This window comes from Ignatzschineria sp. PL_is040 (genome assembly GCF_055813795.1).
Genome location: NZ_JBVPGU010000002.1, coordinates 140,931 through 156,213, shown reverse-complemented (window position 1 = coordinate 156,213; position 15,283 = coordinate 140,931). Strand labels below are relative to the sequence as shown.

Below are 15,283 nucleotides of genomic sequence, written 5' to 3'. Positions count from 1 at the left end.
ACCTATATTTTCTCAGAGATGAGTTCGGAAAGTTCTTGATCGCGATTAAATGCAGCTCTCATCGCCTCTTCAATAATCTTGTCAAAATGATTTTTCTCTAAGCTAAAGATCGCCTGCTCTGTTGTTCCTTGGGGGGACATCACATTGCGCTTTAAGGTCTCAAAAGAGAGATCAGAAAGTTGACTATAGCGTGCTGACCCTAGCACCGCTTGCTGTGTCAATACCTTACTATTTTCAGGAGTAAGCCCCATCTCTACTCCGACACGGCTCATAATATCCATTAGATAGTAGAGGTAAGCAGGGCTTGAGCCCGAGACAGCTACCGCCGCAGAGATGAGCTCTTCAGATGCAAGCCAAGTAGTAATGCCACAGCTTGAGAAGATCTGGTCGGCATCATTGCATGCAGACTTTGAGACCGCTTCATTAGCATAGAGTGCAGAAGCGCCTAATCCAATAGTGGATGGGGTATTAGGCATGACACGAATGATGGGATATTCCGTTGCATCGATACCACGTAAAATGGCTTCTATTGAGACGCCGGCAGCGATAGAGATAATGAGTGGTTTCTCTTTAAGTGCATGAAGAATGGGTTTAAGCTCAGCAAGGAGAGCTGGGAATCCTTGGGGCTTGATGGCTAGAATAAGGATATCGACATGATCGATAAAATCGCGATAATCTGCTGAAGTGGTAACGCCGAGCGTCTGTTGAAAATAGGTGCGTTTCTCTTCATTTCGATCACAAAGATAGAGGTCAAAACAACGCTCTTTTTGTGATAATCCGCTCAATATCGCCTTTGCCATATTGCCACCACCGATAAATCCTACCGCTTTTTTCATAAATACTCCTCGCTTTATTGTTCGTATCGATCTCTTTTGCATCCTTGAGATGAGATCTTTCTGATGTTACGAAAGTTGCAATCCCCGGCGTTAATTAAAAGGTATTAACTTAGTGTTAACGTAAATAGGGGATTTTGAGCTCATTGGGTCATTTTATCATGCTCTTTAAGGAAAAACTTTAGGCAAGAAGAAACTCTCGCTTAAGACGCTCAATCTCATCTCGCATCTCTGCAGCCGCTTCAAACTCTAAGTTTTGTGCATGATCGAGCATCTCTTTTTCCAATTGTGCCAGATGTTTTGCCAACTTTTTAGGATCTGATTTAAATTGATGCTCATCATTAATACTCTGTTCATCGATGATCAATTTACCGCGATACTCTTTGATATATTCATTATCAGGAGCGGCATCGCGGGCATCATACATAATGTCTTGAATCTGTTTTTGAATGGTTTTAGGGGTAATATTGTGTTCAATATTGTGCGCCTCTTGTAGTGCTCGACGACGTTCCGTCTCATCGATTGCGGCACGCATCGCTTTAGTGATCTTATTGGCGTAGAGAATGGCTTTCCCTTCTGAGTTTCGTGCGGCGCGCCCTATAGTCTGAATCAGGGAGCGCTCTGAACGGAGGAATCCCTCTTTATCGGCATCTAAAATCGCCACAAGAGAGACTTCAGGGATATCGAGTCCTTCTCGTAACAGGTTGATTCCCACTAAAACATCAAAGACACCGAGTCGTAGATCGCGAATAATCTCCACTCGTTCTACAGTATCGATATCTGAATGGAGATATCGAACTTTGATTCCATGATCGGCTAAGAACTCGGTTAAATCTTCCGACATCTTCTTCGTTAAAGTGGTAATAAGAACCCGTTCATTTTTAGGAATTCGCTGATGGATCTCAGAGAGAACATCATCGACCTGTGTCTCTGCCGGACGAACCTCTACAATTGGATCGAGAAGTCCTGTTGGCCTTACCACTTGTTCTACAACTTGATCTGCATGTTCTGCCTCATAGATACTTGGTGTTGCCGAGACAAAGATCGTTTGAGGCATTAAATTTTCAAACTCTTCAAATTTAAGTGGGCGGTTATCGAGAGCAGAGGGGAGGCGAAAACCGTAATTGACTAAGGTCTCTTTTCGAGATCGATCCCCTTTATACATTGCCCCTACTTGAGGAACGGCAACGTGAGACTCATCAATAAAGAGAATGGCATTTTTAGGGAGATAATCGAAGAGTGTGGGAGGTGCTTCTCCCGGCGCTCTTCCGGAGAGGTAGCGCGAGTAGTTTTCGATTCCCTGGCAATAGCCCAGTTCAATCATCATCTCAATATCAAACTTGGTTCGTTGCTCAATTCGTTGTGCTTCCAATAATTTATTTTGTGAACGAAGCTCTTCTAAGCGTGCGGCGAGTTCCACTTTAATCTCTTCCACGGCGGCAAGTAGTCGATCTTTAGGGGTTACATAATGGCTTGAGGGATAGATCGTCAAGCGGGAGACATTGCGAGAGACATGACCGGTTAGGGGATCAAAGAAGGAGAGTTTTTCAATCTCATCATCGAAGAGCTCAATTCGAACCGCATCTCGTTCACTCTCTGCGGGAAAGATATCGATCACTTCGCCTCGAACTCTAAAGTTTCCTCGCTCTAAGATCGTATCGTTGCGTGTATATTGTAGTTCTACTAAACGCTTAATAATATCGCGTTGATCGATCCGCTCCCCTTTAGTGACATGGAGAATCATACTCATATAGTGATCTTTATCGCCAAGCCCGTAAATTGCGGAGACAGTGGCAATAATAATGGTATCGGGACGCTCTAAGATCGCTTTGGTCGCTGAAAGCCGCATCTGTTCGATATGATCATTGATAGAAGCATCTTTTTCAATAAAGGTATCTGATGCCGGCACATAGGCTTCTGGCTGATAGTAATCGTAATAGGAGACAAAATATTCCACAGCATTTTCAGGAAAAAATTCCTTCATCTCACCATAGAGTTGTGCAGCAAGTGTCTTGTTGGGAGCTAAGATCATTGCCGGGCGCTGTGTATTTTGGATCACATTGGCCATGGTAAAGGTTTTCCCTGATCCTGTAACGCCAAGAAGGGTCTGAAAGGCTAGTCCATCGTTGAGTCCTTCTGTTAATGCAGTAATTGCTGCAGGCTGATCTCCTGCCGGAGAATAATGGGTAGAGAGCTTGAAATGCATAGGATCTGTCGCCATATTGAGTGTTATGTATGTCTGTATCGGTTTTAGAAGTCACTTTCATAAAGCATCGAATATAGAGATAGTATGTCATTTGCGATTGATGATTTGATGAAAGTACGAAAGTAATAAATGAAATAAATGAAATAAATGAGTGATCAAAAGAGTGATCAAAAATTTGATATTAATTTTATGTTAATTTTCTACCAAAATTATATCAATTCTCTCTCTTTTATATTTTTTATCTCTTTTGTACAAATGGATATCACTTAGTATTACTTTTGTTACTTATATCACTGATAACCTCTCGTCGGTTGATCTGCTATCTGATAGTAGTCTATAGCAATTGATAGCAATCAAGATCAACAGAACTTATGAGGTTCAAGTATCTCATAGTGATTCTAAGAGAGGCTAACGATAGCATAACTTCTAACAATCACTGTTAGGTGGTAAGATCATTGATGTAGAGATTTATCGATAAAACGTGGATGAATACCAAATCACATTATAATAAATTGGAGATAAAAACGAATGTCTCAAAAACGAGTAAAAGATGCGGAATTACCTATTTTAGCGCTTCGCGATCTAGTAGTATTTCCGGGGACAAAAACTCCACTTTTAGTGGGTAGACCTCTTTCAATAGGTGCGCTTGAGATGTCAACGGAGGTTGATAATCGTGTTCTATTGATGAGTTTAAAAGATCCTGATGAAGAGCGAATTAATATGGAGACAATCTACCATACCGGCGTTGTTGTCCGTATTATCTCAAGTAAACTCTCAAAAGGGGGATCCTACCAAGTTACATTAGAAGCCCTTGAACGAGTTAAATTGCAGAAGACAAAAGAGTTAGTCTATGAAAATGGTGAGGGCTACGTTTTTGATTTTGTAATGGGAAGTTATGAGCTTGCCCCTTTTGAAAATAATTTAACAGAGGCAGAAGAAGAGGTCTACTACGCCACTTTTGAGAAGTTGGTGAAGAAGCTTTTAGAAAATGCTCAAATTAAACAATTAACGCCGGAATTGCTCTTAGAGGATAAAGCGCTCTATCCATTGGTGATGAAGCTTGCTTGTGAGATTCCGATGTCGGTGGAGAAGAAACAATCGATCTTAGCGGCAGAAGATTTAGGTGAAGCTGCGGATCTATTGATTAACCACTTAAGTGTTGAGCTCAATATTATCGATCTTCAGCGCCGAATTCATGGCCTGGTGCAGACTCAGATCTCAAAAAATCAGCGTGAATATTACCTCAATGAACAGATCAAAGCGATCCATAAAGAGCTTGATGATCTAAACGATTCTGGTCTTTCAGAGCTTGAGACGCTCGAAGAGAAGATTAAAGCAGCGGGAATGCCCAAAGAGGCTGAAGAGAAGGGGCTAAACGAAGTTAAGCGACTTAAATCGATGCCGGCAATGTCCGCTGAGGGTACTGTTGCGCGGACTTATATCGATTGGCTCTTAAAGATGCCATGGAATCATCGCTCGCGTCTTCGTTATGGTCTGATTACTGCGAAGAAGACGCTCGATCGAGATCATTCTGGCCTTGAGAAGGTGAAAGATCATATTCTTGAGCACTTAGCAGTGATTAGCCATACCAAGTCGAAGAAGGGTGATATCCTCTGCTTTATTGGACCTCCTGGGGTGGGTAAGACCTCACTTGCTCGTTCAATTGCTGAAGCAACAGGGCGAGAGTTTGTGCGGATGAGTTTAGGTGGTGTGAGTGATGAGTCTGAAATTAGAGGACATCGCCGGACCTATATCGGTGCAATGCCGGGTAAGCTTGTACAACTTTTAGCAAAAGCGAAGACCAAAAATCCGCTTATTCTTCTCGATGAGTTAGATAAGACCGGGCATAGCCATAAAGGTGATCCGGCCGCTGCACTCTTAGAGGTTTTAGATCCAGAGCAAAATAGCACATTTAATGATCACTATCTCGATGTCGATATCGATCTTTCAGAGGTGATGTTTATCGCAACCGCTAATAGTTACGATATTCCAGGGCCTCTACGTGATCGTATGGATATTATTGAGCTCTCAAGCTATACCGAACTTGAGAAACTTACAATTGCTAAAGAGCACCTTATTCCAGATGCCTATAAGGAGAATGGATTAACGCGGGAAGAGATTAAGTTTACCGATGATGGGCTTCTTTTCCTTATCAATCACTACACAAAAGAGGCAGGGGTTCGAAATTTAACCCGTGAAATCAATACAATCTTCCGTAAATTTATTAAAGAGAGAATGCTCGATAAAGAGCGTGATCGCAAAGGGGAGATCGTTGATGAGGCGCGTATCAAATATTATCTTGGCGCTATCAAGTATCGTCATGGTATTAAAGAGGATGAGCATGAGGTTGGCTATGTCAATGGGTTAGCTTGGACACAAGTTGGTGGTGATCTTCTGGGGATTGAGGTACAGTTAGTGCCCGGTAAAGGGGAACTTATCGCAACTGGTAGTCTTGGTGATGTGATGAAAGAGTCAGTGAGAACCGCATTAACCGTGATTCGAGCGCGTAGTAGTTACTATGGTCTACCCGATGATTTTTATAAAAAATGGGATATTCATGTTCATGCTCCAGAAGGGGCAATTCCTAAAGATGGGCCAAGTGCTGGTGCTGCAATTACGCTTGCCATTCTTTCTGCGCTGATAGGCGTTCCTATTCGTTCCGATATTGCGATGACAGGGGAAATTACCCTCAGAGGTCATGTGTTAATTATTGGGGGATTAAAAGAAAAATTGATAGCGGCCGAGCGTGCGGGTATACGTACCGTCTTGATTCCAGAGGAGAATGTGAAGGATTTAGAGGAGGTTCCTCAATATATTCTTGATGCATTAGAGATTATTCCTGTAAAAACCTTCGATGAAGTGGTAGATTGTGCATTAACACAATCACTTACAAGACGAGATGAGTGGAAACGCTTTGATAGTTTTACAACGCTTCCTGAAGAGGTCGATGAGATCAAAAAAAGAGCGAAAACACATTGAATCACTTGACTTGCATCGATTGCGGACGTATAAATCTATACAGAATTAGCAAAGTTTGTTAATTTGAATAGACATAAGCACACTATGATCGTGCAAATTACATGTTTTTTTAATAGTAGGATATAATTTTATGAACAAAACTGAATTGATTGCTGCAGTAGCAGAAAAAACGGAAATGACGAAAGTAGCTTCTGCGAAAGCGGTTGAAGCAGTGATGGAAACCATTACTGAAGCGCTTGCAAATGGTGATAGTGTAACTTTAATTGGTTTCGGTACATTTACAGTACGTGATCGTGCTGCACGTGTTGGTCGTGACCCACGTAACCCTGAAAAAACAATTCAGATCAAAGCGTCACGCGTACCTGCGTTCAGAGCTGGTAAAGGTCTTCGCGAGTCAGTTAATAAGTAAGTATTCCTTATTTAACAGAGCATATTAAAAGGCTTTAGTACATTATGTGCTAAAGCCTTTTTGTATCTACTTTTTGTATCTATCTTAATCAGGCTATTTAATCGCGTTATAATAAGCGCTTTAATAGGCGCATCAATAGGCGTATCAGTAGGCGTTTTAATAACTATTTTAGTGAATGTTGATAGAAACAGAAATTCTATATAGGGAAGAGAATAGCTATCTCGTAGAGAAAAAGGATATAGAAGTAGATAGTAGATAGTAGAGATGTAGGGTATTTCCCTCATCATAACGGTAAAATAGTAGAGAAACAGCAGAAACAGCAGAAACAGCAGAAACAGCAGAAACAGCAGAAAAAAGAAAGGAAGCGATCGATGTCAGAAACACAAATCCCTCAAAGTGTGACCTATCAATTATTGCAAGAGCAATTTCCAGGTCTTAATCTTTCTGAAGCGCAGGGGCTCTTAATAGCCCTTCTATGTGGGCAGTCTCATGATTATTTTCATAATTGGCTAGTGGAGATTGAGCATATTCGTTTTGATGAAGCGGAGTTGAATCAAGAGATCTTAAAAATTCTCTATGAAAAGACGCTTGCAGAGTTAAATTCAGAAGATTTTAATCTCGCTCTTCTCTTACCGGAAGAGCCTTTAGAGCAACGTATTGAAGGATTTATCAAATGGTGCCATGGTTTTAGTTATGGCTTTGGCCTCTCTAATGAGCTCTATGAGGCGCTCGATGAAGATGGTCGTGATTATATCCGTTATATTATTGAGTTCTCAGGATTAGAACGGGAGCAGGTGGTCGATGAGTTGGCTGATGAGGAAGATTATCTCGCGCTAGAGGAGTTGATCGAATTTGTCAGAGTAGGTGCTTTGATGCTCTACTATCACCTTAAAGGCAGAGATAGAGAGGAAGTTGTTGCAGAAGAGGGAACACCTCAGGTTCACTAGGCTAACTTTGATAGGTAGAAGAAAATGATCGATACCCATATTCATCTCAATGATATAACGCCGAAAGAGGCGCTCGCTGAACATCTGCAACGAGCCCAGGATTTGGGCGTTCGGGGATGGATTATGCCGGCAACGACCATTGATTCATTTATCCCTATCGTGGAGATCTCTCAGCGTTATTCTCGCTGTTATCCTGCTTTGGGGCTACATCCGTGGTTTTTGCCGGAGCAGCTCGATTTCGCTATTTTATCGTTAAGGGAGGCGATCGAGCATTATTCACCTATCGCTATAGGGGAGTGCGGACTCGATTTCTCTCGTGAGGATCATCTAAAGCAGATAGCTCTCTTTGAAGCGCAGGTTGCACTTTCTGTAGAGTATCAACTCCCCTTAATTATCCACTCCTATAAAGCGGTAGATTCAGTATTGCAAATTTTGCGTCGCTATCCGCAGGCTCGAGGGGTGTTTCATGGTATCAACTGTAGTCTGCAGCAGTTAGAGCAGATCTTAGCACTCGGCTTCTATTTAGGATTTGGAGGGGCGGTCACCTATTCTCGCGCTAAAAGGTTGCAACGTTTATTACAAGCGACACCTATCGATCATCTTCTACTTGAGACAGACGCACCCTTTCAACCAGGAGCTTATCGGGAAAAGGGTGAAGCGCATCTGCCGGAAGATTTAGTGAAAATTGGCCACTCTATTGCACAACAAAGATCGCTTGAGAGGGGAGAACTTGCTAAGATAACAACACAGAATGCGATTCATTTATTTAATTTGGAGATAAAATGACGATCAATAAACCTGCACGCTTATCTCAACAACTATCGATTGAGTATCCTATTATCCAGGTGCCACTCTACCATGGTGGATCAACAGAGCTTGTTGCTGAAGTCTCAAATAGTGGTGGTCTAGGCATGATTGCTGGTGGTTTTTTAACCGCCGAAGCCCTGCAACATGAGATCTCCTCTATTAAAGAGTTAACCGATCGCCCATTTGGCGTTAACTTAATGATCTCAAAGAGTCGTGATATTCCAGAATCGCTCTATGCGGATGCGATTTCACGGATGAAAGGGTTTGCAAGCGCAGAGCTTTTGGAGATGGAGAATCTCAATACTGATGCATGGGAACTCTCACCTTTAGATGATCTTTTAGAGGTTATTTTAGATGAGGAGGTGCCGGTCGTCAGTTTCACTTTTGGTATTCCCTCTAAAGAGACGATTGCACTCTTAAAAGAGGCTGGCGTTAAAATTATTGGTCATTCAACTCATATGGTTGAAGCGCTTTTATGGGAAGAGAGTGGTGTTGATGTCCATCTCTTACAAGGATCTGAATCGGGGGGAATGCGTCATACTTTTATTGGTGATGTCCGCACTCATGCTTTTAGCGCACAGGCATTAACAACTCAAGGGGCGCGTCTATTGGAAAAGCCTTTTGCGGTATCAGGTGGGATCTATAATAAATCACTCTTTGCTGCGGCAATTATTCAAGGGGCGGATGGTGTTGGGATTGGAACCGCATTTATGTTGACGCCAGAATCGGGATTAAGTGAGCAAGAAGCGGATCTTCTTCTCAAGAGTAATGAGTATGATTCTGTCTTAACAGAGCATTGGACGGGGGTATTAGGGCGCTGTTATAGCAATTTAGGAACGCAGCAGTTACGAAAAGTCCGTGGCAGAACACTCCCTTTCCCGGAGCAGCTCTTTTTGGTTCATGCAGCAACGATCGATGAGTTAGAGATGGAGGATCATCCTGTGGACTTTCAGCCTATTTGGGCGAGCGTTAATGCGCCTTTTTGTGAAAGAGTCTCTGTGAAGAGATTGATGGAGTCATTGGTGAGTTGATTGCTCTATCATATTTAATCGAAATTTAATCGAATTTAAGAAGGGCGAGAGGAATGATCTCGCCCTTATCTATTTCTATTTCTATTTCTATTTTTGTTTCTACTCATTGGTCTTCTCTAAATATTGACACTGGTGATAGACCAGACAAGATGCACAACGAGGTTTGCGTGCAATACAGGTATAACGACCATGAAGAATAAGCCAGTGGTGGGCATCGAGAAGAAACTCTTTAGGAATCCTTTTGAGCAGTTTATCCTCCACTTCTCGAACATTTTTACCCGGTGCTAATCCTGTGCGATTTGAGAGGCGAAAGATATGGGTATCAACAGCCATTGTAGGCTGACGAAAGGCGGTATTGAGGATGACATTCGCTGTTTTTCGACCAACGCCGGGAAGCGCTTCTAAAGCGGCTCGCTCATTAGGAACCTCTCCTTGATATTTCGTTGCTAAAATACCACAAGTTTTATGTAAGTTAGCTGCCTTAGAATTATAGAGACCTAATGTTCGAATATATTCCTTAATCTTCTCTTCACCTAAGTCATACATCGCTTGAGGCGTATTAGCTGCGGCAAAGAGCCCTTTTGTCGCTTTATTAACGCCCACATCGGTAGATTGTGCAGAGAGAAGCACAGCCACTAAAAGCTCAAAGGTGGAGTGGTAGATCAATTCTGTCTTCGGTTCAGGGTTTTCATTCCGTAATATTGTGAAAAACTGGGTGATCTCTTCCCGATTCATGAGGCGCTGATACTCTTTATTCTTACTCATCATTACTCTCTTTTTCTGTTTCAATTCAATTTTTCAGTCGCTATTTAGCGCTCTTCATAACTCTTCTTTGCCAGAGCGATTAGATCAAGCATTTTTGCCTTAGGTGCCGGGTCAGCCAGCTCTTTTTCTTGAGGAGGCTGTGTATCTGTAATATTGGTTCGTGCTGCTTCTCGTGCTTTTTTTGCGCGATACCTTTGACGTGACTTTTCAGCACGCTGTTTCTCCCAAGCGGAGAGTCCTATCGGAGAAGCTGCTAACTGCGGGTCTAGAGGCTCAATCACGATACAGTTGAGGGGGCAGGGGGGAATACAGAGCTCACATCCAGTACACTCTTCGGTGATAATAGTATGCATCAAGCGACGTGCGCCGACAATTGCATCAACGGGACAAGCTAAAATGCACTTCATGCAGCCGATACAGTAGGGCTCTTCTATACGAACAACTTGAGGGGGCTTATAGTGACCTAGCGACTCATTTAAGGGGAGTATTGGGCGTGTTAAGAGCTCACTCAATGCAGCAATAACCCGATCGCCTCCGGGAGGGCAGCGATTAATAGGTGCATCATCACGGACAATAGCCTCCGCATAGGCAAAGCAACCTTGGTATTGGCACTGCTCACATTGGGTTTGTGGTAAAAGGGCATCTACCGCATCGATTAAAAGATCTTGATTCTGTTGCGTTCTCTGTTGCATTCTATCTAGTCTATCTGTTGATCTGTTGATCTATTGATTATTAAGGGTGGGTAAGTCGTATGATTGATCAATCGCTTGATGAGGCGATTGGTGTCTCGGTTCACTATTTTTATCGTGAAATGCTCATGGCATACTCATGACATACTCATGACATACTTATGAGATATTCCATAAGAGCTCGGAGTTCATAATCATAGGAGATTGGTGTCACTTTCGCAATTCTCTTCCATTTTTAATCGGTGATTTGTAAGACGCTTTGCCATTTACTTAAGTGCTATTAAGGCATACTTAAGCAGTTGATGCACTTAATGATTTGTATTCTATTTTTTCTCTCTATCACTTAAATAGGTCGGCTTTTAAGGTAAAGTTGCGTAGAATAGAGAGCATCATTGGGGAGTTGATGGTTATTATTAATATCCCTTAATATCCCTTAATATCCCGATAATATATCTCACCTAGTATATTTTAGAAATATTGATAGAAATCGATAGGAGTCTGCATGCAATTTGACCGGGTTAATCGTCTTATATTTTTTTGGATCGGAGTAATAATAACACTCTACCTCATTCATCGTTTAGCCGCTGTTTTAATCCCTTTCTTAATTGCGTTTGGTTTAGCCTATTTAGGTAATCCTTTAGTGGAAAAGATTCAATCGAAAAGGATTCCAAGAGTCTTAGCGGTCACAATTGTCTTTGCCGGGTTATTACTTCTATTGGTGCTACTTTTAACCGTCGTCATTCCACAGCTTCTTAATCAGATCTTAGCTTTTGTCGATAAAGTGCCAACCTACTATCTCTGGGTGCAAGATAATATCTTTCCCCGGCTAGAGAAATATCTCTCTTTAGAGAGTTTAAAAGAGAATCAGTATGAGGCACGTCAAGCATTGACAAAATCTCTCAACTATCTTGGTGAAATTACCTCAAAAATTGCACCTTCAATTAGCGCTATTATTATGGGGATAGTGGGTTTCCTGGTCAGTCTCTTCTTAATTCCAATGATCACTTTCTATGTGATGCGTGATTGGGTCAGTATTACTGAACGATTTGAGACTTTAATACCTCGGACAATCTTTCCGCAAGCGATGCGCTTTTTTCATGAAGCGAACTTTATGTTGAGTGGTTTTCTACGTGGGCAATTAACTGTGATGTTCTGTCTAGCCTGTATCTACGGTATTGGTTTGACTATTGTCGGGGTAGAGTATAGTTTGGTGATCGGCATGATTGCTGGCTTAATCAGCTTTGTCCCCTATTTTGGTGCAACTTCAGGGGTGATTATGGGGTTAACTGTTGCTTGGTTTCAATATGGAACTTTAACCCATCTCTTCTTTGTAGGTATCGTTTTTGCGATTGGGCAATTGATGGAGAGCTTTGTTCTAACGCCCATTTTGATTGGTGATAAACTAGGAATGCACCCAATTGCCGTCGTCTTTGCTTTGATGGCGGGGGGAACGCTTTTTGGATTTACTGGGGTGCTTTTAGCATTGCCCGCATGTGCGGTATTGATGGTTGCACTTCGCTTTCTCTATCACCGATATCTTAAGAGTGAATTTTATAATGGCCCAAAGAGTGAGTCAAAGGTGTCGGAGTAGGTTCTTGCTATTATTGCTATTCTCTCGGAATACTCTTTTTTAAAGATATTTCTTGATACTTTTTTCTTGACGATTATTGCTGATTAATTATTTCTCTTACAATGTTTAGATATAATATTTTGATATTGTTTTATCCTTATTTTTATTGTTGTTTGTTATATTAACATTAAGGATCAAGGAGATAAATTATCTTATATCGATTAAATGATCGGTTAAGAGAAAATTTAAAAACATTGATTTGTCTATTTGTTTATCAATAAATAGATTTAGCATGCAACGTGTTATATGTTGAAACTGTTACTGAAGAGAGCGCCTTATTGATTGAGGCGCTCTTTTATGGGTGATCCCCGGCGTGATTCAGTGATAGAAGTGACAATAGTATAGAAAGTACAAAGTACAAAATATAAAATATAAAAAGAGATCGATTGTTTCGATGGTGGTTTTAAACAGATAATCACCAAATTACTATGAATTATTATCGATCTGAAGAAGAGGTTGAACCACAACCCGAAAGTATTATAAAAGATAAGCGATAAAATAGAACAAAACAGAACGAAAACAGAACGAAAACAGAACCATTACATGAGGAGGAGTTATGTTTCAGGTACTGCGTATTGCAAGTGCATTCGTGGGAATTATTGTCGGGGCGGGATTTGCGTCAGGGCAAGAGATTCTACAATATTTTACAAGTTTCGGTTATATGGGGATTGTCGGTGCTTTTGTTGCCACTGTCCTCTTTGCTTATATGGGAATGATGTTGACCCGTATTGGGAGTATCATGAAAGTCCACTCCCATAGCGAGGCGATCTACTCTTTAAGTGGAAAAACATTAGGCGTTGTGGTCGATGCCATTTTAGTTTTAACGCTTTTTGGTGTCGGTGTTGTAATGGTTGCTGGAGCAGGAAGCTTAGGAACTCAATTTCTGGGGCTTTCTCCCTTTATCGGTAGTTTAGTGATGACTGTTTTGATTGTTGCGACGGTCTTGATGCCGATCCATCGAGTGATCTCACTTATCGGAAGTATTACTCCCTTCTTAATCGTAGCTTTAGTGGTTATTTGTACTTATAGTCTTTTTACTTATAGTCAAGATTTAGATGTTTTAGAGCCCATTGCAACAAGTATCGAGACATCTCTACCTAACTGGTTTGTTTCTGCGATTAACTATGTCTCATTTAATATTGCGGTAGGTGCTGGAATGGCGCTCGTTATGGGCGGAAGTGAGCCGAATGTTAAGATTGCAACATGGGGCGGTTTTTTAGGCGGAATTGGCGTCGGGCTCTTAATTCTCTTAGCCCATTTAGCGATCTTCTTAAAAGTCGATATTGTTGGAAATTACCCATTACCATTATTGAAAATCATCCAAGATATCTCTCCTGTATTAGGTGGGTTTATGGCGGTTGTTCTCTTTGGGATGATCTACAACACCGGCGTTGCAATGTACTACGCTTTTGTGGCGCGTTTTACGACGATGCAGACTAAAAAATCTTATATCTTTGCGATTGTAACAGGTGCCGTTGGATATGTGGCTAGCTTTGTTGGTTTTACCGATCTTATTGCTTACTTCTATCCATTAATTGGCTATTTAGGACTCTTCTTAATTGCGATCTTAATCTATGCACCTTTCAAGTTACGTAAGATGGCGGAGAAGAAGTAGTATCTGTATCATTAGATAAAATGATGATGAGATCATGAAGATGATAAAAGAGAAGGGTAGCTTTTAACAGCTACCCTTTTCTGCTGTGAGGCGAAAATAGCCATAGACATTAATGATAAAAGAGGGGTAAGAATCGAAAGAGGTGTTACGACCTCCTTGCCGGCAGATATTGATTCTGCCATTAGCGATAGAGCGTGCCATCCCATAGGCATACTCTCTCCGAGCACTAATATTGAGTCCACCGCCGATATTTGCCGTTGTTGTTAAGATCAATTTCTGATTGCTCTTTTCGAAGAGAGGATAGTAGTGCAATATTGATTCTTGAGAGGGGGTAAATTGTTGCATGTCATCATAAAAGAGTAACCATCCGGGCCAGCTTCTCTCCTCTTCATCTAGACATTGGTATCCATCACGACTTCCACAGAGTGTAATAGATCGCTCCTCTAAAGAGGCTAAATTTTTAGCCATCTGCAGATCTTGTTTCAGGTGAAACTTTGCAATCTCTAAAGTTAGTGATTCCTCAAGGGAGTGGTAGAGTGGAGAGAGGGAGAAGAAGAGCAGAGCGATGAGAAGAAGAGTAAATAGGAGCTCGATAAGTGTGGCGCCGGACTCGTCGGTTGCGTTGAAGGATGGGCTTTTGCCATTCATAACAGACTCGATATCTTGGTGAAGCGTTACGGAAAAGCGTTACAGAAAAATATTATGGAAAACTTTATCTATAGAAACGTTTGATCGACAGAAAAGATGAGCAGCTCGCTATATTACAACTATATCTAATATAGCGGCTGCCCGGGAGGAGATAGTTGAGTTAGGGAGAGCATTGAGAGTTATGAGCGAGGAGATATCTCTCCCTTGTCTCCTCTGATCCTCTACTTCTCAGTAGTAGAATTTTGTTGTGGGTTATTCGATTGCGGATTATCTGCGACTCTCTCTGTCGGCGCCTTATCTGTAGTTGCGTCACTCGTTGTATTGTCTGTAACATTTGTGGCGCTTGTAACATCACTAATCATCTCATCAATAATGATATTATCGCGATTGGCTTCTAATGTTTTTTCGCCAATACCTTTGACAGCAAGAAGATCTTCCACACGTTTAAAGGGGCCATTCTGCTCACGATATTCAACAATCGCGGTTGCCTTAACGGGCCCTATATTCGTTAAGTTCTCCATAATGGTATCGACATCAGCGCTATTGATATTGATAGGTGCTGAATGGGCAAGTGATAGGAGAAGTGCTGATATGAGCAATGAGATAGAGAACACTACTCGTTTATAAATTGAGGTTACCTTATTCATTATAAAAACTCCTTATTTCAAATGGTTAGGAAGATAAACCTTCTAAAAATAAGCAACTTTAACTGTAGGTAACTCTT

At 41.5% G+C, this 15,283-nt stretch carries 13 protein-coding genes; 7 read left to right on the top strand and 6 right to left on the bottom strand.

Features of this window, described 5'->3' with window-relative positions; translation table 11 throughout:
• Window positions 1-2: 2 nt before the first annotated feature.
• On the bottom strand, window positions 3-836 hold the full coding sequence (gene proC, locus AC0SAP_RS04310; RefSeq protein ID WP_286481249.1) for a pyrroline-5-carboxylate reductase: 834 nt from the start codon (window positions 834-836) through the stop codon (window positions 3-5).
• Window positions 837-1,014: 178 nt separating this feature from the next.
• Window positions 1,015-3,054, bottom strand: a complete 2,040-nt coding sequence (gene uvrB / locus AC0SAP_RS04305; protein ID WP_353623189.1) for an excinuclease ABC subunit UvrB — start codon at window positions 3,052-3,054, stop codon at window positions 1,015-1,017.
• Between the two features lie 513 nt (window positions 3,055-3,567).
• Between uvrB and lon the strand changes: the two genes are divergently transcribed.
• The 5 genes from lon to AC0SAP_RS04280 all read left to right on the top strand — a co-directional run bounded on the left by lon (window position 3,568) and on the right by AC0SAP_RS04280 (window position 9,212).
• A complete protein-coding gene (gene lon, locus AC0SAP_RS04300; RefSeq protein WP_286481248.1) occupies window positions 3,568-6,018 on the top strand; it encodes an endopeptidase La in 2,451 nt (816 codons plus the stop codon).
• A 130-nt stretch (window positions 6,019-6,148) separates the two neighbouring features.
• A complete protein-coding gene (locus AC0SAP_RS04295; RefSeq protein WP_094566799.1) occupies window positions 6,149-6,427 on the top strand; it encodes an HU family DNA-binding protein in 279 nt (92 codons plus the stop codon).
• 371 nt (window positions 6,428-6,798) lie between these two features.
• Window positions 6,799-7,374: a UPF0149 family protein gene (locus AC0SAP_RS04290; RefSeq protein WP_473383112.1), complete on the top strand. Its 576-nt coding sequence runs from the start codon at window positions 6,799-6,801 to the stop codon at window positions 7,372-7,374.
• A gap of 24 nt (window positions 7,375-7,398) precedes the next feature.
• Window positions 7,399-8,160 carry a TatD family hydrolase gene (locus tag AC0SAP_RS04285; RefSeq protein WP_473383110.1) on the top strand — a complete coding sequence of 254 codons (762 nt, stop codon included), beginning with the start codon at window positions 7,399-7,401 and terminating at the stop codon, window positions 8,158-8,160.
• Window positions 8,157-9,212 (top strand): NAD(P)H-dependent flavin oxidoreductase, encoded by a 1,056-nt coding sequence (locus AC0SAP_RS04280; protein WP_473383109.1) that lies wholly within the window; start codon window positions 8,157-8,159, stop codon window positions 9,210-9,212. Before AC0SAP_RS04285 ends, AC0SAP_RS04280 begins: the two co-directional genes overlap by 4 nt.
• A gap of 99 nt (window positions 9,213-9,311) precedes the next feature.
• Here the strand turns inward: AC0SAP_RS04280 and nth are convergent, their stop codons facing one another.
• Window positions 9,312-9,947: an endonuclease III gene (gene nth, locus AC0SAP_RS04275; protein ID WP_473383238.1), complete on the bottom strand. Its 636-nt coding sequence runs from the start codon at window positions 9,945-9,947 to the stop codon at window positions 9,312-9,314.
• Between the two features lie 74 nt (window positions 9,948-10,021).
• Entirely contained in the window at window positions 10,022-10,669 is a 648-nt protein-coding gene (locus AC0SAP_RS04270) for an RnfABCDGE type electron transport complex subunit B (RefSeq protein WP_094566803.1), read from the bottom strand.
• A 499-nt stretch (window positions 10,670-11,168) separates the two neighbouring features.
• Here AC0SAP_RS04270 and AC0SAP_RS04265 point away from each other — a divergent pair, with 499 nt between their 5' ends.
• Together AC0SAP_RS04265 and AC0SAP_RS04260 are read left to right on the top strand one after the other, a co-directional pair.
• Complete coding sequence (locus AC0SAP_RS04265; RefSeq protein WP_473383107.1) at window positions 11,169-12,257, top strand: AI-2E family transporter; 1,089 nt, start codon at window positions 11,169-11,171, stop codon at window positions 12,255-12,257.
• Between the two features lie 595 nt (window positions 12,258-12,852).
• Window positions 12,853-13,911, top strand: a complete 1,059-nt coding sequence (locus AC0SAP_RS04260) for a YkvI family membrane protein (RefSeq protein ID WP_286481236.1) — start codon at window positions 12,853-12,855, stop codon at window positions 13,909-13,911.
• 63 nt (window positions 13,912-13,974) lie between these two features.
• On the opposite strand, the gene AC0SAP_RS04255 is transcribed toward AC0SAP_RS04260, so the two are convergent.
• A complete protein-coding gene (locus tag AC0SAP_RS04255) occupies window positions 13,975-14,559 on the bottom strand; it encodes a hypothetical protein (RefSeq protein WP_473383105.1) in 585 nt (194 codons plus the stop codon).
• Between the two features lie 221 nt (window positions 14,560-14,780).
• The gene (locus AC0SAP_RS04250; protein WP_473383104.1) at window positions 14,781-15,206 is read right to left on the bottom strand and encodes a ComEA family DNA-binding protein; all 426 of its coding nucleotides are present in this window, start codon (window positions 15,204-15,206) and stop codon (window positions 14,781-14,783) included.
• Between the last annotated feature and the right edge of the window lie 77 nt (window positions 15,207-15,283).

What these genes read in the sequence shown, in the direction of transcription:
- proC (WP_286481249.1), bottom strand. Translation starts at nt 836, where the DNA reads ATGAAAAAAGCGGTAGGATTTATCGGTGGTGGCAATATGGCAAAGGCG.
- uvrB (WP_353623189.1), bottom strand. Translation starts at nt 3,054, where the DNA reads ATGGCGACAGATCCTATGCATTTCAAGCTCTCTACCCATTATTCTCCG.
- lon (WP_286481248.1), top strand. Translation starts at nt 3,568, where the DNA reads ATGTCTCAAAAACGAGTAAAAGATGCGGAATTACCTATTTTAGCGCTT.
- AC0SAP_RS04295 (WP_094566799.1), top strand. Translation starts at nt 6,149, where the DNA reads ATGAACAAAACTGAATTGATTGCTGCAGTAGCAGAAAAAACGGAAATG.
- AC0SAP_RS04290 (WP_473383112.1), top strand. Translation starts at nt 6,799, where the DNA reads ATGTCAGAAACACAAATCCCTCAAAGTGTGACCTATCAATTATTGCAA.
- AC0SAP_RS04285 (WP_473383110.1), top strand. Translation starts at nt 7,399, where the DNA reads ATGATCGATACCCATATTCATCTCAATGATATAACGCCGAAAGAGGCG.
- AC0SAP_RS04280 (WP_473383109.1), top strand. Translation starts at nt 8,157, where the DNA reads ATGACGATCAATAAACCTGCACGCTTATCTCAACAACTATCGATTGAG.
- nth (WP_473383238.1), bottom strand. Translation starts at nt 9,947, where the DNA reads ATGAATCGGGAAGAGATCACCCAGTTTTTCACAATATTACGGAATGAA.
- AC0SAP_RS04270 (WP_094566803.1), bottom strand. Translation starts at nt 10,669, where the DNA reads ATGCAACAGAGAACGCAACAGAATCAAGATCTTTTAATCGATGCGGTA.
- AC0SAP_RS04265 (WP_473383107.1), top strand. Translation starts at nt 11,169, where the DNA reads ATGCAATTTGACCGGGTTAATCGTCTTATATTTTTTTGGATCGGAGTA.
- AC0SAP_RS04260 (WP_286481236.1), top strand. Translation starts at nt 12,853, where the DNA reads ATGTTTCAGGTACTGCGTATTGCAAGTGCATTCGTGGGAATTATTGTC.
- AC0SAP_RS04255 (WP_473383105.1), bottom strand. Translation starts at nt 14,559, where the DNA reads ATGAATGGCAAAAGCCCATCCTTCAACGCAACCGACGAGTCCGGCGCC.
- AC0SAP_RS04250 (WP_473383104.1), bottom strand. Translation starts at nt 15,206, where the DNA reads ATGAATAAGGTAACCTCAATTTATAAACGAGTAGTGTTCTCTATCTCA.